The sequence below is a fragment of the Paraniabella aurantiaca genome (genome assembly GCF_050309965.1).
In the GTDB taxonomy this organism is placed as follows: Bacteria; Bacteroidota; Bacteroidia; order Chitinophagales; family Chitinophagaceae; genus Niabella.
Genome location: NZ_JBLOSY010000003.1, coordinates 87868 through 106704 on the forward strand (window position 1 = coordinate 87868; position 18837 = coordinate 106704).

Consider the following 18837-nt stretch of genomic DNA (forward strand, 5'->3'; position numbering starts at 1 on the left):
TGATTTAGGATATATAAATCTAAATCCTAAAACACGATCACCTATCTTTTGATCTTTGATTTGTTTGTTTTATCTGTAGCAGCAAAAATTGCTGTCAGCTCATTTGCTTCCTTAATTAATCGGTTAACTTCAGGCCCTTGACTTAACCCGGCGTCATTTACCACTTCGAGCCAATAATGACTTTCGTCTGCTTCTTCTAACACAACTTCAATCTTATATAAAAAATCCGCAGGAGATTTTGCCCTTACAGATGCTCTATAGTTAGACCCTGCAGAACGTATCAACTGTTTTGCTGTTTCAAAACCAGCTGCATTCCTTGGAAAGTCTTCACAAAGTTTAATAACGTCTACATGAAATTTCTTTGTCCTGCTTTGTAACTCTTGCCTATCCATTGCTAAAAGTTTTTAGAATCATTTTGCTCTTCTTTCTATCAAGATATCAGAGATCAGACATCCTACATCAGACATTTTTAACAGCTGATCCAATTCGTCTTGTCAGTAACCGCAAAAATAACTTATCCGACTCCGGTTAGCATCCCCCGAAGCTATACTCTACTTCCACTCCGCCCTTCGTTTGTGTAAACTTCACACCACTGCCGCCACCTTCGCTATTGTATTGAAAATTATAAATATTGGAGGTTTTGATCTCATTGCCCTCATCGTCATAATTCACAGGCTGGTACCACCAACTAAAATAATCGTATTGGCTTTTTAGCTGGTTGAAGCTTTTAACCTCTTTGGGACGGTAGCTCGAAGCATTTTGCAATTCGAGTAAAAATAAAACTGCCTCATGCAACTGGAAACCGGGCAAAAAAATGGTATGCACCTCACCTCCTGCACCGCCCTCTTCCATATACTGTTGAACAGCTTTGTACGTATACCCTGCGTTAAAAGTGTAAGTTTCGCTAAAATGTATTTCGTTTTTATCCTGCTTTTCTAATTGTTGCTTTTTATAGCTGAGCGGTTTGCCTAAATATCCTTTTAACGCATCGACGATGGGTAGATCTGGAGTATATTCATCTGATGTCTTTTTCTTATGAATCGGTTTGATGGGGATATGTACTAAGAATGCTGCAGGCACATAGCCTTCTTTGTTATTGTACCTCACTTTAGCCCAATCAGATTGTAGCGTATAAACGTGTTTCTCGTTATTGGTATACTGTTCGGGCCGGGTAGTTATTGTATCGCCGTAGTAGCACAAATAGACAGGAAAGAACTTAGCCTTGTTAAACGCTACTACATCCACTTTACTACCTGCTGGAAGACTGCCGATCTGCCGGCTTTTGATATCAGGCTTTTCAAAAATTCCTAATGAAAAACCCTTCCAGTTATACCAGGTCTTTACTTGAGCGATGCCCATCAAAGGCAACAGGAGAACAAAAATGAGCAGATATTTCATAGCCCTGTGTTTACTTACATGAATCATATCAACACTTGTTTACGCGTGAGGCCCAGTCTTCTTCAGTAATATCAGTGGTAGCGATCCATTCCCTTGGATGTTTACAGGCCTGCAATAATCGATCTTCCTCGCTTCCCGGTACGGGCTGGTAGTTATAGTCGAACCGAACAGTGGCGGGTAAGCTCATCAAAATACTCTCCGTTCTGCCATTGGTCTTCAGGCCAAAGATCGTCCCCCTGTCGTGTACCAGGTTAAACTCAACATACCTGCCTCGCCTTATCTCCTGCCAGTATTTATGCGGTGGCTCAAATGCAGTATGCTTTCTTTCGCCAACAATAGGCAGGTATGCCGGTATAAATGCATTGCCACAGGCTTTTCCAAAGTTCATCCAAAAGTCTACGTCCTTAGTATCGTCTGCTTTTTGGTGGTCATAAAATATCCCCCCGATACCACGGCGTTCATTATCACGATGTGTGTTTACAAAATAATCATCACATACCTTTTTGAACCTGGGATAAAATGAGCTGTCAAAGACATCGCATACATTTTTATAGGTGCTGTGAAAATGCACCGCATCTTCTTCAAATAAATAGTAAGGTGTCAGATCCGTGCCGCCACCAAACCACCGGTCAATCGTATCACCTTGTTCATTATACAATTCAAACATGCGATAATTACAATGAACGGTAGGTACAAATGGATTAAAGGGATGGATTACCAGGCTAAGGCCAGCCGCAAACCATTGATCGCCGTTAATGTTTAATGCCTTTCGCATAGTGTCCGTTACCTTTCCGTACACAACAGAAGTATTTACACCTCCCTTCTCGAAAACATTTCCATTGGTTATAACGCGGGTTTTTCCGCCGCCGCCGCCATCGCGCGTCCATTGATCTTCCACAAACAGCGCCTTACCATCTTCCTGCTCTACCGCAGTGCAAATGCGGTTTTGCAGGTCATGGATAAATTCAATCCATTGTTCTTTAATACTCATAATACCCTTTTATAATAAAAGATGGTTATCATCCGGAGTGGTGTCCATAAAAACGCCTCCGTCTATTACAATACTTTTTATCTTTTTATTAGTAGCCGTTTTTATATTGATTGATTGAGTTCCTTTCCACACAACCGGACTGTAATGTGTGCTCCGTTCACTCCCATCGGTCCATACCATCTTCACATTAAAGGGAATGGCAAATCCTCCCACATTCTCTACCTGTACCGTATTGGCATCCATCTGTTTTACTTTCAGATCTATATAATGATTGCTAAAAAACCAGTTGTTCCAAAACCAGTTAAGGTTTTGTTGCGTAGCCGTATTGAACGAATAGAAAAAGTCCCAGGGAATAGGATGCTTCCCATTCCAGTTGGTCATGTATTGATGTAAGGCCTTTTTAAACAAAGCATCTCCCAGCAGATCCTTTAGCGCTAAATAAGCCAATGCAGGCTTTACATAGGCATTATTGCCATACCCCGCGCCACTTAACTGGGATGACATCGAAATAATGGGTTGATCCTGTTCGGCTGAAGGATCATTGATGTAACGTTCAACGCGAAGCGCCTTGAATGCTGAATCAGCATAGGTTTTGCCATTTTCTTCTATTCCTATAAGATATTCGAAAGCGGTAGCCCACCCTTCATCCATAAAGGCATAGCGTGTTTCGTTCGTGCCCATATAAAAAGGAAAATAGGTATGTGCCACTTCATGATCCAAGGTCAAACGCGAATCTTTTAAGTCTTCAATGGATGCATCATTGACCATCATGGGGTACTCCATATCTGCAAAACCCTGTATGGCTGTCATTGTGGGATAAGGATAAGGAACTCCCGGCCATTTGGATGAGAACCATTGAAGGCAGTACTTGCCCCAGTTCACATACTGTTTAAAATCTGCCGCACCCTCTTTATAAGCAGCCTGCATACTTACCCGCCTGCCGCTTACAGAATCTACCATGATACTTCCCGCATCCCACACATATTGACTGCTTAACGCAAAAGTCACATCCGTGATATTATCTGCGGTAAAATGCCAGGTATTCCATTCGGTTTGTGCAGTAATGGATCCTTCCTTCATCTGATCAGCTGTAGCAACAGGAACAATCTCTGTCGCGGTGAACGACGATTTAAATCTTTTAAGCGCATCGGCCGACAATACCTCTTCTGCATTTTGTAAGGTTCCCGTAGCCCATACTACATAATTTTTAGGTGCTTGTACCTTCAGGTTGTAATCATTAAAATCATTGTAAAACTCTTGTCTGCCCAAGTGTTGTAATTTATCCCAGCCGTTATAGTCATCATATACTGAAATACGGGGGTAAGCGTAGGCGCAAAAAAAAGTTTGAGGATCTATCTGTCCTTCCCGATCACTTTCTTTGGATAGCGGATAACTCCATTCTATTTTAACCTGTACCTGCTGCCCTGGCAATATGGACTTCGCCAGCTCGATCGGGCTTACAGTTCCCCAATTACTCCCATCCGTTTTATAAATAAAACGATCAATGGAGAGCGTTTTTATTTTTAGTCCTTCCGTTAAAAAATCACTGGAAAAATAATCGTAGCGGGGTGCTTCGGGCTTATGCAGGTTGTTGACAAAACGGATCACCAACTCTTTTAGCGTGTCAGGGCTATTGTTAGTGTATACAATTGTTTCGCTACCCGTAACTATTTTGGACAGAGGGTCTACCCGGACACTGATATCGTAAACGCCCTTGTTCTGCCAGTATCCTACACCGGGTACGCCTTTGAGAGAGCGGGTTCCCTTATCGTAGGCCGCTTTAATGTTGCGGGGCATATATAAGCCCTGCGCAGCCAACGAAGCAGCAAAAACCAACAGCAATAATAATCCAACAACTTTTTTCATACCTATGTTCTTTGATAGGACAAAGCTTTAAGTATCGATCCACATTGCCTGACCCAACAGGCCATTGTCTAAAAGCGAAACTCCTTCACAGTATCTACAAAAGCCCGGGCATGATCTACCGGTACATTTGGCAAAATACCATGCCCTAAATTAGCAACATGTCTTCCTGGTCCGAAAGCCTGCAACATTTGCGTTACTTCTTTTTGAATCACCGGTATGGGTGATAACAATTTCGCCGGATCAAAGTTTCCCTGCAAAGTTACATCGGCACCGGCAAATTGCCTGGCCACCGGAGCTTCAATACACCAATCAATTCCTAATCCGTGGGCTCCTGTTGCTGCCATTTCACCTAAAGAGCTCCAGGCTCCCTTCGCGAATACAATAGTAGGCGCTTCCTCTTTTACCGCGTCTACTATCTGGCGGATATATTGCAACGAGAATGTTTCAAAATCCTGCTTACTCAATAAGCCACCCCAGCTATCGAATAGCTGCACGGTATCGGCGCCCGCGGCTATCTGCCCTTTTAAATATTGTATAGTGGTATGGGTGATCATTTGTAACAAGGTATGCGCCAGACCGGGATTCTGATAGCAAAACCCTTTTGCTTCATCAAAGGTTTTACTGCCTTTCCCCTGTACCATGTAACAAAGCAAGGTCCATGGCGCACCGGCAAAACCAATTAAGGGCACCCTCCCATTCAGCTCTTGCTTTATCAATTTGATTGCATCAAATACATAATGCAAAGTATCGTTCACATCAGGTACTTTTATGCGGTTCAGATCACTTTGAGTTTTTATAGGATCAGGGAGTAAAGGCCCCTGTTTTTCTATCAGCTGCACTTCCAATCCCATAGCCTGAGGTACTACCAATATATCGGAGAATAAAATAGCCGCGTCCACTCCCACTATATCCACCGGCTGTAAAGTAATTTCACAAGCCAACTCTGGGTTCTGGCATCTTTCAAAAAAAGAATATTTCTCTCTTAACCTTATATACTCAGGTAAATAGCGTCCCGCCTGGCGCATCATCCATACAGGTGTGCGTTCTGTCGGTTCACCCAGTAATGTCCTGATCAATAAATCATTTTTTATGGTAGTATCTCTTTTCATCTTCTTATTACTTAAAATTATCTCTTTGCTTTATATTTTATTGAATGCCTCTTTCACCTTATCTATCATCGCCTCTGCGCTTGCTGTAGCTGCAGTAATTATGTTTTTTGTAAATGGCTGTAATGATCGGGCTGTTGTATTACCAACCGCAAAGCAAATAGTTGCTGCATCAATATGGTTCGTACTGCAAAAACTTTTTACGGCACTGGGACTAAAAAATAACAGGCCATCGAACGACTGTTCCAGCGTATGTGTTACCTCATGGGTTGTATAAACAACCAGCTCTTTTAAGTTGGCTTTTCCTGCTAATTTTTCCGGTATGGTATCCATTCTTTTATCGCCACAAAAAAAATATACGTTCTTAATGCCCGCTTCTATTATTTTGGCCGCCAACGAAGCACTGTCAGTAGCTGTGGCGTGAACGGCTGATTGAGGAAAATGGATCTGCACCTGCTCTTTTGTAGCTCCAAAAAGACAATATATATTCCAGTTTACATCTCTATCTAATAATTCGGCTACTGCCGTAACCGATCTGGAACTGGTAAATATAGCAGTAATAGACTTATCTTTCAGGAGGTTTACAGCATCGGTGATATCATTATTAACCACCGGTATTGTTTCGATGAAAGCAAGACAATCAATATCTATTTCATGATTGGCCGCTTCTGTTAAGAGTGCCTCATGAAGGGCTTTGGTGCTTAATATTTGTATCCGTTTATTTTGCATTTTTAAATGCGGTCACAATTTCCCGGCCGCCATGCTCTAAAACATATTGGCCAGCCAGTGTTCCCGCCTCATTGGCTTCCTCCTTACTAAATGTTTTTTCTACAGCTACCTTCTTTAAGCCATCAGGCGATATAATATTCCCCTGAAACAGGATGCCATCCGGAGTAACCTGAGCCAACGCACTTATGGGCGTGGAACATCCCCCCATTAATGCACTCAGGAAATCCCGTTCTACTTTAACGGCTATAGCCGTATCGTGATGATTGATAGGTGTAAAAGCGTCCAGTACTTTATCATCGTCCGTTCGGGCTACCACCATAATAGCACCCTGTGCCGGAGCCGGTAGCATCCAATCCAGGTCAACACTGTTCTCCGGCCTCACATTAATGCGCTCCAAACCTGCTGCGGCAAAAATAGCTCCATGCCAATTGCTTTCTTCTACTTTCTTTAAACGCGTATTAATATTCCCTCTTAAGTTTTCAACTACCGTTCCGGGATAGTGGTTCAGCCATTGTGCTTTACGGCGAATGCTGCTGGTGCCAATAGTTAGTGGTGAATGGGGAGTAGTAAGTAGGTCTTCGCCTCCTATCCCCCACTTACCATTTACTACTAGCACGTCTTTATAGCTTGCTCTTTCCAATACGGCGGCCTGCACAATACCTTGAGGTAATTGCACGGGAACGTCTTTCATACTATGCACGGCTATATCAATACGGTTGTTCAGTAAAGCGGCATCAAGGCTGCGGGTAAATACGCCCTGTACACCCATTGCGTACAAAGGAGTAACCAGGTCTATATCGCCTTCGCTTTTTATAAATACCAGCTCTGCGGCGTGGCCATTATCTTCGAGTAGTTGCTTTACCAGGTCGGCTTGCCATACGGCCAGCTGACTTTCCCTGGTACCGATTCGGATAGGATTATTTTGCATCAGGACATTTGCAGGTAATCATTGATCAAATTGATGAACTGGCAGCCCTTATCATTTTTCGTTTTCAGATTTACAGCCAATTGTTTTACGGCTTTCTGCGCTTTTACCGTTTGTTGTTTTAACTGGGCATCTCTGGCAAACTCACAAGGGTGTAACTGTAATTTGTCAATTTCTTCGAGCTTACTTTTCCAGGTTTTTAAATGCAGGGCATAACGATAATCTTTCAGCCACTGCCAGAACTCCCGGGTGTAATACTCAATGATGGCTTCCGCTTTGGGCACTTCATCTCTTCGTTTAGCCAGGGTTTTATCTAAAATAGTAGTTGAGATCTCATCTACGTCAATCACCAGTTTACCCTTCATCTGTTTTACATCAGGGTGTACATTTACCGGAACTGACAGGTCGAGGATCAGTTTATCATCGACCTCGTTAAAATGCGAAGGCAACACGGTGGGCTCATTAGCATTAGTGCATACAATGACAACATCGGCCTCTGCTATTGCTTCACTTTTGTTTTTATAGGCAGAAAATAAGATGCGGTTGGCCTGCGATAAAGCATAAGCGGTATCATCGGTACGGTTCATTACCGTAAGACTCACACCTGGAAAATAGGTTACCAGGTTTTTACAAACATTGGCCCCGAATTTACCGGCACCTATCACCAATATCTTTTTGCTCGCCAGGTCGGGAATTGCTTGCAACAATTCAATTGCCGCAAATGACACTGAAACGGTTCCGTTACTAAGTTGTGTATCGGTCTTTACTTTTTTTGAAGCCTGGAACACAAAATTCAGCGTACGATCCATCACCGGCCCAATTACATCATTGGCCTTTGCCAGGTCGATCGCTTTTTTAATCTGGCCCAATATTTCGTAGTCGCCCAATATTTGTGAATCTAAACCGGAAGCCACATTAAATAAATGCTGCAATGCCGGGTTACCGTTCTTCAAATAGGCATACTCGAAGAAAGTATTACGATCAGCGCGGCATTCGTCTAACAACAGATTTACCAATTGCATTACAGACTCGGCAAAACCGTAAATTTCAGTACGATTACAGGTTGAAACAACAAAAACACTTTTAAGATCAGCCGCTTTGGCTGCTAATGCCAGCTTTGCAAACTGGTCATTATTAATAGAAAACAGGCCCCGGGTGGCGGTATCTGCTTTGTGGTAGTTGATTCCAGCAACGCAAAACCTGTCGAGTACTTGTTTTGAAATATGAAAATCTTCTGCAGACATTTGAGTGGTGCAAATGTATATAAGGTTGCCCATCTGCGCGTCATAAAAATGTCATCTGGATAAAAAAGATATCATCCTATAATATGATCAAAATCATATTTACTTAGAGGTGTCGCCACAACTATTTGTTACCTTTGCAAAAATTTTGATCAGGCTTAAGATAACTATTGAATGCTGCGTCCCTTTCCATCCGGACAGGCGATTGAATAACGTACCTTGAAATGCAGTATATAGCAAATTGGTATACAGGTATTGCGAGCTTTGTCAAAAAATAACCCCACAGCAGCCATTAAAACCTGCGTTGAACTGAATAATGAAAACAGGAATTATATTAATGAACTTAGGTTCGCCCGACAGTACCAGTGTACCCGATCTGAAAGTGTATCTGAAAGAGTTTTTGATGGATGAGCGGGTGATTGATAAGCCACTTTGGTTAAGAACCCTGTTGGTAAAAGGCATTATAGTACCTACGCGGGCTCCTAAGTCTGCTGAAGCTTATAAAACCATCTGGTGGGAAGAAGGATCTCCATTGGTGGTGCTTACTGAACGCCTGCAAAAAGCGCTTCAGGAAAAAGTAACCGAGCCCGTTGAGATTGCGATGAGGTATCGTAAGCCTAACCCCAAAACAGCCTACGATAATTTACTGAAGAAAATGCCTGACCTGGAAGAGGTAATCCTGGTTCCCCTGTACCCTCATTATGCAATGAGCAGCTGGGAAACAGCCGTAGTATATATGAAGGAAATTCACAAAAAATATAATTATAGTTTCCAATTAAAAACGGTACCGCCTTTTTATAAACATCCTGCTTACATCAATGCTTTGGCAGAAAGTATGAAGCCTTATTTGCAGGATGAATACGACCAGTTATTGTTCAGCTATCATGGTATTCCTGAGCGTCATGTATTAAAGACCGACCCGACCAAACAACACTGTATGCAGGTGGACAATTGCTGTTATAAAGCCAGCGACTCTCATCCTACCTGTTACAGGCACCAGGTAACCATGACCAGCGAACTGGTAGCTAAAAAATTAGGATTAAAGAAAAATCAATGGGCTCAAAGCTATCAAAGCCGCCTGGGGCGTGATCCCTGGCTGTTACCCAGCACACAGGAGCGCCTGCCCAACCTGCCTAAAGAAGGGGTAAAGAAAATAAAAGTAGTTTGCCCTTCTTTCATCAGCGACTGCCTGGAAACCCTGGAAGAAATTGAAGAAAGAGGCAAAGAAGACTTTATTGCAAATGGCGGAGAAAAGTATGAATACATTCCCTGCGTTAATACCAGCGAACCTTGGGTGAATGCGTTGGTGCAACTCATAGAAGAGGCTAAGGACGCGCCCTATGAAAGAATGAGCATTCAAAAATAATTTAAGCCGCTCTGCGGCTTTTTTCATCTTATGGCAAAACAACATCATTATAAAGTAGCGGTTTCCTGGCACGATGATAAGGGAACAAGTGGCTATACCAGTTATTCACGAGATCATATTATTTCCGTTGCCGATAAACCTGCAATAAACGCAAGTGCCGATCCGTCTTTCAGAGGCAATCCAGCTAAGTATAATCCGGAAGAGCTGTTCCTGGCTTCTATTTCCAATTGCCATATGCTTTGGTATTTGCATTTATGTGCTGTGAACGGGGTTATTGTGCTCAGTTATGAAGACAATGCCCAAGGCACCATGGAAGAACAAAACGATGGCAGCGGCAAATTCACCGGTGTAACCTTACATCCCGTTGTCACTGTTTCGTCAAAAGAAATGATCCCAAAAGCAGAAGAGCTGCATTCGGAAGCCAATAAGTATTGTTTTATTGCCAATTCCCTGAACTTTGCTGTAAATCATCAACCGGATACTCTCGTTAAGGAAAATAATGTCTAACGCATACCTATATATCAAGGCCGTCCACATCATCTTCGTTGTTACCTGGTTTGCCGGCTTGTTTTACATGCCCCGCCTCCTTATATACAATGTAGAGGCTAATGATAAAGAACCTTTAGTAAAACAGGCGTTGCAGGCACAGTTTAGCATTATGATGAAAAGGCTTTGGTATGGTATTACCTGGCCCTCTGCGATCTTGACATTGATCCTGGGACTTTCAGTTCTTTTCAAAGGTTCCTGGCAATCTGTTTTATTTCATAAAGAAGGTTTATGGCTGCTGCTCAAACTAATTTTAGTTGTATTTCTTTATGGTTATCATTTATACACACATCGCATTTTCAAACAGCAGTTAAAGGGCATTTTCACCTTAAGCTCCCAGCAATTGAGGATGTGGAATGAAGCAGCTACGCTGCTTTTGATCAGCATTGTTATGCTAGTGGTAGTCAAGCAAGGGATCAGCCTGATTTGGGGGCTTGTTGGCACTGTACTTTTAGTAATCATTTTGATGCTGGCTATCAGGATTTATAAACGTGTTAGAAATAAAAATTAACGGCATCATTACCTATTACCAAATTTAGAGCTCTAACAAAAGATAACATTTAGTTCAAACGTTTGCGCTGCCAATAGCATGAGGCTTCTCCTATCTTTATAAAAAATTATTGGCCCTGCAAAAGGTGTGTTAGTACTTATTGCACTAACCCATCTGACTAAATACTTTTGTATGCATAACAAGTCATCATTAAAGCGTCGCGATTTCATTGGAAATATATCCAAAGCCAGCCTGCTGGGTGTATTGGGCGTTGGCAATGCCACTCCCCTGATACAAGATGTAAATGAGTTGTCTGCCCGACCGGCTGAAGGACATATATTTTTGGCGCAGCCCTATTTACAGGCTCCGTCCCCGGACAGCATGAGTATTATGTGGATCACCAATAAACTTTGTTATAGCTGGGTTGAGTACGGAGAAGGAGATCAGCTCGATCAAAAAGCGCATGAAATTAAAGATGGTTTGGTAAATGCTTACAACCGTGTAAATGCCGTTCGGTTAAACAATCTAAAGCCAAACACAACTTATAGCTACCGTGTTGTGTCGAAAGAAATCCTCGAATTTCAACCTTACAAGCTGGTTTACGGAACAACCATCACGAGCAATACGCATACCTTTAAAACAATAGAACCGAAAGCCCGGGAAGTTAGCTGGCTGATCATGAATGATATTCACGATCGCCCTCAATCTATATCTCACCTGATGAAGCTCAATGGAAATGATGCCTACGATTATGTGTTCTTTAACGGTGATATATTTGACTACCAAACAGACGAAAAGCAAATCATTGATCACATGCTTGCACCCTGCCTGGAAAGCTTTGCGGGCAATAAACCTTTTTTGTTTGTAAGAGGCAACCATGAAACAAGAGGGAAGTATAGTCGTGAACTGGCGGATTACTTCACATCTCCTTCGGGCAAATATTATTATGCTTACCAATGGGGACCGGTATATAATATAGTGCTCGACACCGGAGAAGACAAGCCGGATGATGCGCCGGTTTACGCAGGTATTGTTGACTTTGATTCCTATCGCAGAGAACAGGCTGCGTGGCTTGAAAAAGAGATGCAAACACCTGCTTTTAAAAAAGCACCCTTTAGGTTGGTGATGATGCACATACCTCATTTTTACTCGGGTGACTGGCATGGACCTTTGCATTGCCGTGAATTATTTGCACCTCTTTTTGATCAATATAAAGTAGACATGGTGATCTCAGGGCATACTCATAAATTCGGTGTCTTTCCACCTGAAAAAAGCAAACATAACTACCCTGTGATTATTGGAGGAGGGCCAAAAGATGGCAACAGAACGTTGATAAAGGTAAAGGCCAACCAGCAGGAACTTTCTTTAAAAATGCTGAAAGATGATGGTAGCCAAGTAGGCAGCTATATTGTAAAAAGAAAATAACAAATTACTTCCCCTTGTTTCCGGCTACAAGGCTAAAGGCGATTCTCAGGTTGGGAGCAATTACCCACTCTCTAAAATCAGTGCCACCGATCACTCCGCCCTGCCACTCAAAATTTATTTTGGAAGATAAGAATCGCTGCATACCCCAGGCAGCGGTAAGTCCAACCGCTTCACGCGCTGTTATATTTCCCGAAGAAAGGATGGGATTGCCATTTACAAAAACATCGGTTGCTATAAAATTGGCAGCATTATTATTAATGTTCTTTCCCTTCTTAAAGCGTTTGTCCAGGTTGTAGTAATTCTTAAACCCCAAACCTACCTCAGGTACTATTGCATAACGAAACTCCGTTCCGCTAATTGAGCCTGCACTAAAAGACATGCCACCTGCAATACCGCCTTCCAACGTTAGTACAGATTTACGACTTACAGGCTTCTCCCATTGATAAGTAAGACCTAATACAGACACTTTTATTTTGTGCAGCTGCCGCACCTGTGGCAACTCAGCATTATTCTGGCAAACTGCATTTCCTGACAGCCCTATAATGTAAATCAGGAAAAAAATAAAAAAAGTTGGTATTCTCATAAAGCTAATTGGTTAGTGCATAAGACGAAAACATTTGGCTATCAGTTGCATCCACAAAAAAAGCCTGCAATCGACTTGCAGACTTCCTGTACTATTTTTTGCAAGATGCTTTATCTTACTTTATAAATAAAATCATTATTCTTAAACTGTTTGGCTACCTCGCGAAGGTCATAAGCAATGCTGGCATCCACCATTTTATCGCCCATTTCCAGCACGAATCCTCCAATAATATCAGGGTTTACGGTCTCCTCAAGTTCAACTTTCTCAACACCAGCCGCTTTTTTCACCTGGGCAATTATACCGTTTTTAGTAGCCTCACTAATTGCCACAGCTGTTGTCAATTTTACGGTATTAATATTATTGTGTCTTTTATATAAAGATATAAACTCAGTTACCATTTCAGGTAAATGCGATTCTCGCGCCTTGCTGATCAGTAAACGGATAAAGCCGGATGTAATTTCTCCGATATTACCTTTTGCTACTGCTTCCACAATTTTCTGCTTCTTGTCTGCCTTAATGATCGGGCTACGCAACAAGCTCACAAAGTCGCTGTTTGATTTACATACGGCCTGTAACCACTGAATATCTGCGAACACCTGGTCCAGTTGTCCTTTTTCTATCGCAATATCCAGTAATGCTTTTGCGTATCTATGTGCTAAACGAGGATTCAGCATTTTATAATTACTATTTAATATTTCAAATTAATATACTTCCTGTCTCACCAACCCGTTCCGCAAGTTGATTAATTCAACTTAATGCTGTCAACTAAACCGTTGATATGCGCTTCCTGTTTGTTAGGACCACTCAATTCCTGTTTCAGAATTTTTTCACTTACTTCTACCACCAGTTTACCCACTTCGTTCTTAACTTCAGTTAATGCAGCCATTTTCTGAGCGTTGATTGCCTGCTGTGCATCAGCAATGATCTTAGACGCTTCGGTTTTAGCCTGCTCTTTTGCTTCGTTAATGATCTTATCCTTTGTTTCGCGTGCTTCTTTCAATAAAGCAGCTCTTTCTTCACGAGCTTTCGCTAATAAAGCTTCGTTCTCATTTTGCAACTGAGCCATTTCAGCTTTCACCTTCTCAGCCGAAGCAATAGCGCCGGCAATATTTTGCTCACGCTCATTTAACGATTTCAGAATAGGCTTCCAGGCAAACTTTTTCAGTATCAGGAATACCACTAAAAAGGCTACAAGCGCCCATACAAAATAACCGAGGTCTGGAGTAACTAATCCCATTGTTTATAAAGTTGATAAGTTGTAAGTTGATAAGTTAACAGGGAGTTACCTGTAAACCTTTCAACTTTTAAACATGTAAACTAAAGTTGATATAACATGCACCAGTACAAATATAATCTAAGATCAAGGCACTGATACCCAATAATAAAGAACTAAATTAATACTGCATCCGCCGCCCTTTGCTTTAGATGCAGTAAAATTTTTGATGAAGCTATTACTTCAATACAGCCAATAAACCTGCGATTACCGCAAACAGGGCAACACCCTCAATAAAGGCTGCAGTTAAGATCATAGCACCACGAATGTCGTTAGCTGCTTCTGGCTGACGAGCGATACCTTCGGTAGCACCTTTACCGATTTGGCCAATACCCAAACCAGCACCAATTGCTGCTAAACCAGCGCCAATAGCACCACCTACGTGTGACCAGCTACCAGTTACTTCCAACAAAGTGTTTAATAAATCCATGATTGTGATTTTATATATAATTAAAAATAAAAAACTATTTTAATGATGTGGGTGTACATCTTCTTCATAATGATGATCACCAATGGCGCCACCGATAAATACTGCAGTAAGATTGGTGAAAATGTATGCCTGGATAAATGCTACCAGTATCTCAATTACATAAATAAATACGGCAAACGCTATCGAAACAGGAGAGAATGCATATCCTGCACCTTTGCTCATTTCTCCGAAAATAAATATCAAGCTGATAAAGCTCAGGATAATAATGTGACCAGCCGTCATGTTCGCAAACAAACGCACAATAAGGGCGAAAGGCTTTGTAAACACACCTAATAACTCTACAGGGATCATCAATATCTTAACAGGAAGAGGCACCCCGGGAAACCAGAATACGTGCTCCCAATAATGCTTATTAGTACTGAACAGGATCACGAAGAATGATATAATACCCATTACCGCAGTAAAGGCAATATTACCCGTTACGTTGGCGGCCCCTGGCAATAATCCAAAAATGTTATTAATTAAGATAAAGAAAAATACAGTTAATAAGTAAGGCAGGTATTTTTTATACTTGGGTCCCAGGTTAGGTTTTGCAATATCATCACGCACAAAAGTAATCACCGGCTCCACCGCGTTCTGGAAACCTTTGGGAGCAGAAGTAACGCCCTGGCCTTTCAGGTATTTTTTAGCCAATGAGGTTAAGATCAATACTAAAACGATCAGCGCTAACAGCATTTGCGATACGTTTTTAGTAATAGAGAAGTCGAAAACTTTTACGGACTCATCTACATTCCCGTTTGCGTCAACAGGCACTATTTTATCATGCTCTAATTTATAACCATTATAAGCTTCATGTCCATGATGAAAGTTAGAAGACATAAAAGCGGAAAAACCTCTCTGTGGAGAGTATACTAAAACCGGCAAAGGTAAAGTGGCATGAAACTCCGTACCATCGCTCTTTTTAAAATTAAAAAAGTGAAATTCATGTGAGTCTGCAATGTGGTGTAAAATAGCTTCACCCGGGTTAAAAGCCGACTCGGCAGCAGCACCGTGTCCGTCCGCCTCGTGTTGTTCTGCCGGAGCAGCGTCATGCCCTCCTTCATGTTGTGCAAAAGCCGATTGCCCTGCAAATACTAAAAACAGGCTGAAAGCCGCTACTAGAAAGGATTTGAAGCCGTTTGAACCCATAATTCGGTGAAATTTGGCGCAAAGATAAGGGGAGTATGGTGAAATTGGCTGGTTTGAGGATCGAAAAGTTAAGAAATGATCATTTTGCAGGGCCATTAACTATTCAGCTTGCTCTTCCTGAATTCTTTTGATTTTTTCTAACTCAATAACATCTATCTGATCCTTGGGCCGGCCAACTGCTTTTTTGTTAGCTATCAAATCATCAACACTCAGGAACGGCACTTCTATTCCGTTAAATTCAGCTATTTTGGCGCGTTGTAAGCACTCTTCAAAAGTAAAGTTTTCTAGCCCCTTCATAGAGGTCATAATATCCAAAACTAATCCTTTTGCTATATAAAACTGAGTCCATCCGGGCAAAAATGGCATTGTTTCAATGGAAGGGTAATCTCCATACCCCAGTTCTCGAAATGCTTTTCGAAGGCTTTTTCTGTTTCCCAATTCATCCATTAGCCATAGATCTGAATCTTCCGTAGCTCTCGAAAACCCCTGCAGGTTTACGGCGAAACCTCCCACCATAATATAAGAAACATTATTCCGGTTTAATAAATCCCAGAACTTGATCAGCTCCTCATCTAATAGATCCATAGTAAGATATTAAGGTCATCTAACAGTTTTGGCCCCGGATAGCATTTGGCCAATGCGTATTAGCCGGCAAAGGATTTGCAAACGTTCCATGTCAGATTTTTCAAGGCGTTTTTTTAAATTGTAACGTTCAGCTTCCTCCTGAGATGAAAAAGACTTCATAAACTCTACCTCAGGCTCATTTACTACCGAAGACAAATCATCTTCTTCCTCTATTGTATATTTTTTTTCGTCACCAACCATCTCATCTGCAATTTACTCAATTTTTCGGGTAGTTGGTACAGCAAGCTACTTTACCCTTTCAGGATTCTTCTTAATAAAATCATCCCAACCTTTAAAGTTCCCGGCAGCAGGAATAGGTGATAAGATTTGGTAATGATGACAAACGGCCACAGCAAGGGCATCAGTGGCATCAAAATATTTTGGTAATTCTTTGATATTCATAGTTTGTTGCAGCATTTTCCACACCTGTTCCTTATCGGCATTACCATTGCCTGTTACGGCCAGCTTTACTTTTTTGGGAGAATATTCAGTTATTGGCAGGTTGTGATGCATGGCAGCAGCAATGGCTACTCCCTGTGCACGACCCAGCTTTAACATACTTTGTACGTTCTTTCCAAAAAATGGGGCTTCAATAGCAAATTCGGTAGGCCGGTATGTTTTAATCAATTCTGTCACCTTCTGATGTATTAGATTTAGTCTTTCGTAATTGCTCTTTTTAGCCGGCAACTTCAGTGCATGCATCTCCAAAAGCTCTACTTTTTGCCGATGACAAGAAATGATACCATACCCCATTATAATGGTTCCCGGATCGATACCCAATATTATTTTGGAAGATTCTTGCAAACAGATATTATTTTTACCTCCTTGTGAAGGTGAACAAAAATATCAAAATATTCATCAACTATTTTTTAGGTCCGGTACTGTTTATTTGGCTGGCATGGTCTATTTATAACCAAATCAGTAGCCAAAGAGGACTGGAAGAATCACTTTCACGGATTAAACTATCACTGGCCAGCTCCAACATATGGTTTCTTGTAATCACTGTTGCCCTGATGGTGGTAAACTGGAGCCTGGAAGCATACAAATGGATGCTTGCAGTAAAACGTATACAGGATATCAGCTTCGGCAGGGCATTTAAGGCGGTTCTTTCCGGCATTTCATTTTCTATAAGTACCCCCAATAGTATCGGGGAATACTTTGGCAGGGTACTTTACATGAGTGAAGGCAACAGGATCAAGGCAATTTCGCTAACTGTGGTTGCCAATATGAGCCAATTGATCATCACATTTGCTGCAGGACTAGCAGCCCTGTTATTTATCAGACAGGATCTGGTATTAGCGGGTATTGCAACACAAGCATTTGTGAACGCTTTTATATGGGTTTCGGCCATTGTTACTGTTACACTACTGTTATTTTATTTCCGTTTACCCTGGCTAATAAAAATTATTGATAAATTGCCACAGGTCAGTAAGTTTGCCTGGGCCATTGAGGCTATTGAGCACATCAATGCAACGTTACTTGTGAAGTTCTTGTCTTTGTCTGTACTACGTTTTACAATATTCAGCCTGCAGTATTTTTTGCTGTTTCAGCTGTTTGATGTAAATGTCAGCGTATTACAAAGCTGGATGGGAATGAGTGTGATGTTTTTAGTGATGGCGATCATCCCTACCGTTGCACTTTTTACTGATATGGGCTTAAAAAACGAATTGAGCATCCAGCTTATGGGATTATTTACAACCAACCATTTGGGTGTAAGCTTAACTTCGTTAAGTATATGGTTAATAAACCTGGTGTTTCCTGCCCTGATCGGGAGCTTGCTGATACTGGGTATTAAAAATATTTTTAAAAATAGAAATGAAAGCACTTAAATTATCTGTACTCTCCCTGTTCGCTATTGCCGCCTTGGCTAATACGAAGTTGCCTGCTGTTAAAGAAACCGAACCTGTTCAAAAATGTGGCATTACCAATACGGCTTTTAAAGCCGGAGAAAAAGTAGGCTTTGTTGTTTACTACACAGCATCCAAGCTGATCAATGTGAGTGCCGGAGCCGGATCTTTTACCACAACGTTGGAAAAGCTAAACGGCAAAAACGTGTTTCATGTGGTTGGCGAAGGGCATACATTACCATCTTATGAATGGGCCTATAGAGCTAAAGATACATACGAGACTTATATGGATGCAGAAAGTTTGCTACCACTAAAATTTGTACGAAACATAGACGAGGGTGGATATAAAAAATATCAGAACGTAAACTTTAACCGGGCTGCCAATACCGCTGTCAGCAGCGAGGGCGTTTTTAAAATACCGGCCTGTGCACATGATGTAGTAAGCGCTGTTTTTTATGCCAGGAACATCAATTTTAACGGGTTAAAAGTAAACGACAGAATTCCCTTCAGTGTTTTTCTTGATAATGAGGTGCACTCAATGTATGTTCGCTACCTGGGTAAAGAAGTGCTTAGTACCAAGTATGGCAAATTCAATACTATCAAATTCAAACCTTTAACTATTAAGGGAACTATTTTTGAAGGAGGTGAGCAAATGACCGTTTGGGTAACCGACGATGCCAATCATGTTCCGGTGAGAATTGAAAGTCCGATCATCGTAGGTAAAGTGCGGATTGACATGACCAGCTTTGAAAACCTTCGTAATCCCATGACTGCTTTAATCAAAAAGAATTAAGGGTACTATCCCCCAA

At 41.6% G+C, this 18837-nt stretch carries 22 protein-coding genes; 6 read left to right on the forward strand and 16 right to left on the reverse strand.

The window, feature by feature from the left end; all coding sequences use genetic code 11:
- Positions 1–41: 41 nt before the first annotated feature.
- From ACLOAU_RS23570 to hemA, 8 genes are all read right to left on the reverse strand, one after another.
- A complete protein-coding gene (locus ACLOAU_RS23570) occupies positions 42–392 on the reverse strand; it encodes a four helix bundle protein (RefSeq protein WP_427864382.1) in 351 nt (116 codons plus the stop codon).
- A gap of 136 nt (positions 393–528) precedes the next feature.
- Positions 529–1398, reverse strand: coding sequence for a hypothetical protein (locus ACLOAU_RS23575; protein WP_427864383.1), 870 nt, complete (start codon positions 1396–1398; stop codon positions 529–531).
- Positions 1399–1426: 28 nt separating this feature from the next.
- Positions 1427–2389, reverse strand: a complete 963-nt coding sequence (gene hemF / locus ACLOAU_RS23580) for an oxygen-dependent coproporphyrinogen oxidase (RefSeq protein ID WP_427864384.1) — start codon at positions 2387–2389, stop codon at positions 1427–1429.
- A gap of 9 nt (positions 2390–2398) precedes the next feature.
- On the reverse strand, positions 2399–4255 hold the full coding sequence (locus tag ACLOAU_RS23585) for a M1 family metallopeptidase (RefSeq protein WP_427864385.1): 1857 nt from the start codon (positions 4253–4255) through the stop codon (positions 2399–2401).
- Positions 4256–4323: 68 nt separating this feature from the next.
- Positions 4324–5364 carry a uroporphyrinogen decarboxylase gene (hemE, locus tag ACLOAU_RS23590; RefSeq protein ID WP_427864386.1) on the reverse strand — a complete coding sequence of 347 codons (1041 nt, stop codon included), beginning with the start codon at positions 5362–5364 and terminating at the stop codon, positions 4324–4326.
- Positions 5365–5394: 30 nt separating this feature from the next.
- The gene (locus tag ACLOAU_RS23595) at positions 5395–6090 is read right to left on the reverse strand and encodes a uroporphyrinogen-III synthase (protein WP_427864387.1); all 696 of its coding nucleotides are present in this window, start codon (positions 6088–6090) and stop codon (positions 5395–5397) included.
- A complete protein-coding gene (gene hemC / locus ACLOAU_RS23600; protein ID WP_427864388.1) occupies positions 6080–7018 on the reverse strand; it encodes a hydroxymethylbilane synthase in 939 nt (312 codons plus the stop codon). The genes ACLOAU_RS23595 and hemC overlap by 11 nt, the downstream gene beginning before the upstream one ends.
- Positions 7018–8259 (reverse strand): glutamyl-tRNA reductase, encoded by a 1242-nt coding sequence (gene hemA / locus ACLOAU_RS23605; protein WP_427864389.1) that lies wholly within the window; start codon positions 8257–8259, stop codon positions 7018–7020. The genes hemC and hemA overlap by 1 nt, the downstream gene beginning before the upstream one ends.
- Positions 8260–8572: 313 nt before the next feature.
- Here hemA and hemH point away from each other — a divergent pair, with 313 nt between their 5' ends.
- The 4 genes from hemH to ACLOAU_RS23625 all read left to right on the forward strand — a co-directional run bounded on the left by hemH (position 8573) and on the right by ACLOAU_RS23625 (position 12083).
- Positions 8573–9622: a ferrochelatase gene (gene hemH / locus ACLOAU_RS23610; RefSeq protein WP_427864390.1), complete on the forward strand. Its 1050-nt coding sequence runs from the start codon at positions 8573–8575 to the stop codon at positions 9620–9622.
- Between the two features lie 30 nt (positions 9623–9652).
- The gene (locus ACLOAU_RS23615) at positions 9653–10129 is read left to right on the forward strand and encodes an OsmC family protein (RefSeq protein ID WP_427864391.1); all 477 of its coding nucleotides are present in this window, start codon (positions 9653–9655) and stop codon (positions 10127–10129) included.
- The gene (locus tag ACLOAU_RS23620) at positions 10122–10679 is read left to right on the forward strand and encodes a CopD family protein (RefSeq protein WP_427864392.1); all 558 of its coding nucleotides are present in this window, start codon (positions 10122–10124) and stop codon (positions 10677–10679) included. Before ACLOAU_RS23615 ends, ACLOAU_RS23620 begins: the two co-directional genes overlap by 8 nt.
- 171 nt (positions 10680–10850) lie before the next feature.
- Complete coding sequence (locus tag ACLOAU_RS23625) at positions 10851–12083, forward strand: purple acid phosphatase family protein (protein ID WP_427864393.1); 1233 nt, start codon at positions 10851–10853, stop codon at positions 12081–12083.
- 4 nt (positions 12084–12087) lie between these two features.
- On the opposite strand, the gene ACLOAU_RS23630 is transcribed toward ACLOAU_RS23625, so the two are convergent.
- The 8 genes from ACLOAU_RS23630 to ruvC all read right to left on the reverse strand — a co-directional run bounded on the left by ACLOAU_RS23630 (position 12088) and on the right by ruvC (position 16985).
- Positions 12088–12666 carry a hypothetical protein gene (locus tag ACLOAU_RS23630; RefSeq protein ID WP_427864394.1) on the reverse strand — a complete coding sequence of 193 codons (579 nt, stop codon included), beginning with the start codon at positions 12664–12666 and terminating at the stop codon, positions 12088–12090.
- A gap of 110 nt (positions 12667–12776) precedes the next feature.
- Positions 12777–13340, reverse strand: coding sequence for an ATP synthase F1 subunit delta (gene atpH, locus ACLOAU_RS23635; RefSeq protein ID WP_427864395.1), 564 nt, complete (start codon positions 13338–13340; stop codon positions 12777–12779).
- Between the two features lie 68 nt (positions 13341–13408).
- Positions 13409–13903: a F0F1 ATP synthase subunit B gene (gene atpF / locus ACLOAU_RS23640; protein WP_427864396.1), complete on the reverse strand. Its 495-nt coding sequence runs from the start codon at positions 13901–13903 to the stop codon at positions 13409–13411.
- A 214-nt stretch (positions 13904–14117) separates the two neighbouring features.
- A complete protein-coding gene (gene atpE / locus ACLOAU_RS23645; RefSeq protein ID WP_114792401.1) occupies positions 14118–14369 on the reverse strand; it encodes an ATP synthase F0 subunit C in 252 nt (83 codons plus the stop codon).
- Between the two features lie 39 nt (positions 14370–14408).
- On the reverse strand, positions 14409–15557 hold the full coding sequence (gene atpB, locus ACLOAU_RS23650) for a F0F1 ATP synthase subunit A (protein WP_427864397.1): 1149 nt from the start codon (positions 15555–15557) through the stop codon (positions 14409–14411).
- A gap of 99 nt (positions 15558–15656) precedes the next feature.
- A complete protein-coding gene (locus ACLOAU_RS23655) occupies positions 15657–16142 on the reverse strand; it encodes a nucleotidyltransferase (RefSeq protein ID WP_427864398.1) in 486 nt (161 codons plus the stop codon).
- 15 nt (positions 16143–16157) lie between these two features.
- A complete protein-coding gene (locus tag ACLOAU_RS23660; protein WP_427864399.1) occupies positions 16158–16382 on the reverse strand; it encodes a hypothetical protein in 225 nt (74 codons plus the stop codon).
- 45 nt (positions 16383–16427) lie between these two features.
- Entirely contained in the window at positions 16428–16985 is a 558-nt protein-coding gene (gene ruvC, locus ACLOAU_RS23665; RefSeq protein WP_427864400.1) for a crossover junction endodeoxyribonuclease RuvC, read from the reverse strand.
- Positions 16986–17014: 29 nt separating this feature from the next.
- On the opposite strand from ruvC, the gene ACLOAU_RS23670 reads away from it, so the two are divergent.
- Positions 17015–18010 (forward strand): lysylphosphatidylglycerol synthase transmembrane domain-containing protein, encoded by a 996-nt coding sequence (locus ACLOAU_RS23670; protein ID WP_427864401.1) that lies wholly within the window; start codon positions 17015–17017, stop codon positions 18008–18010.
- On the forward strand, positions 17997–18821 hold the full coding sequence (locus tag ACLOAU_RS23675; protein WP_427864402.1) for a DUF3108 domain-containing protein: 825 nt from the start codon (positions 17997–17999) through the stop codon (positions 18819–18821). Before ACLOAU_RS23670 ends, ACLOAU_RS23675 begins: the two co-directional genes overlap by 14 nt.
- The last annotated feature ends 16 nt before the right edge of the window (positions 18822–18837 follow it).

Excerpts from the sequence above, each read along its gene's own strand:
- ACLOAU_RS23570 (WP_427864382.1), bottom strand. The coding sequence starts at position 392 with ATGGATAGGCAAGAGTTACAAAGCAGGACAAAGAAATTTCATGTAGAC.
- ACLOAU_RS23575 (WP_427864383.1), bottom strand. The coding sequence starts at position 1,398 with ATGAAATATCTGCTCATTTTTGTTCTCCTGTTGCCTTTGATGGGCATC.
- hemF (WP_427864384.1), bottom strand. The coding sequence starts at position 2,389 with ATGAGTATTAAAGAACAATGGATTGAATTTATCCATGACCTGCAAAAC.
- ACLOAU_RS23585 (WP_427864385.1), bottom strand. The coding sequence starts at position 4,255 with ATGAAAAAAGTTGTTGGATTATTATTGCTGTTGGTTTTTGCTGCTTCG.
- hemE (WP_427864386.1), bottom strand. The coding sequence starts at position 5,364 with ATGAAAAGAGATACTACCATAAAAAATGATTTATTGATCAGGACATTA.
- ACLOAU_RS23595 (WP_427864387.1), bottom strand. The coding sequence starts at position 6,090 with ATGCAAAATAAACGGATACAAATATTAAGCACCAAAGCCCTTCATGAG.
- hemC (WP_427864388.1), bottom strand. The coding sequence starts at position 7,018 with ATGCAAAATAATCCTATCCGAATCGGTACCAGGGAAAGTCAGCTGGCC.
- hemA (WP_427864389.1), bottom strand. The coding sequence starts at position 8,259 with ATGTCTGCAGAAGATTTTCATATTTCAAAACAAGTACTCGACAGGTTT.
- hemH (WP_427864390.1), top strand. The coding sequence starts at position 8,573 with ATGAAAACAGGAATTATATTAATGAACTTAGGTTCGCCCGACAGTACC.
- ACLOAU_RS23615 (WP_427864391.1), top strand. The coding sequence starts at position 9,653 with ATGGCAAAACAACATCATTATAAAGTAGCGGTTTCCTGGCACGATGAT.
- ACLOAU_RS23620 (WP_427864392.1), top strand. The coding sequence starts at position 10,122 with ATGTCTAACGCATACCTATATATCAAGGCCGTCCACATCATCTTCGTT.
- ACLOAU_RS23625 (WP_427864393.1), top strand. The coding sequence starts at position 10,851 with ATGCATAACAAGTCATCATTAAAGCGTCGCGATTTCATTGGAAATATA.
- ACLOAU_RS23630 (WP_427864394.1), bottom strand. The coding sequence starts at position 12,666 with ATGAGAATACCAACTTTTTTTATTTTTTTCCTGATTTACATTATAGGG.
- atpH (WP_427864395.1), bottom strand. The coding sequence starts at position 13,340 with ATGCTGAATCCTCGTTTAGCACATAGATACGCAAAAGCATTACTGGAT.
- atpF (WP_427864396.1), bottom strand. The coding sequence starts at position 13,903 with ATGGGATTAGTTACTCCAGACCTCGGTTATTTTGTATGGGCGCTTGTA.
- atpE (WP_114792401.1), bottom strand. The coding sequence starts at position 14,369 with ATGGATTTATTAAACACTTTGTTGGAAGTAACTGGTAGCTGGTCACAC.
- atpB (WP_427864397.1), bottom strand. The coding sequence starts at position 15,557 with ATGGGTTCAAACGGCTTCAAATCCTTTCTAGTAGCGGCTTTCAGCCTG.
- ACLOAU_RS23655 (WP_427864398.1), bottom strand. The coding sequence starts at position 16,142 with ATGGATCTATTAGATGAGGAGCTGATCAAGTTCTGGGATTTATTAAAC.
- ACLOAU_RS23660 (WP_427864399.1), bottom strand. The coding sequence starts at position 16,382 with ATGGTTGGTGACGAAAAAAAATATACAATAGAGGAAGAAGATGATTTG.
- ACLOAU_RS23675 (WP_427864402.1), top strand. The coding sequence starts at position 17,997 with ATGAAAGCACTTAAATTATCTGTACTCTCCCTGTTCGCTATTGCCGCC.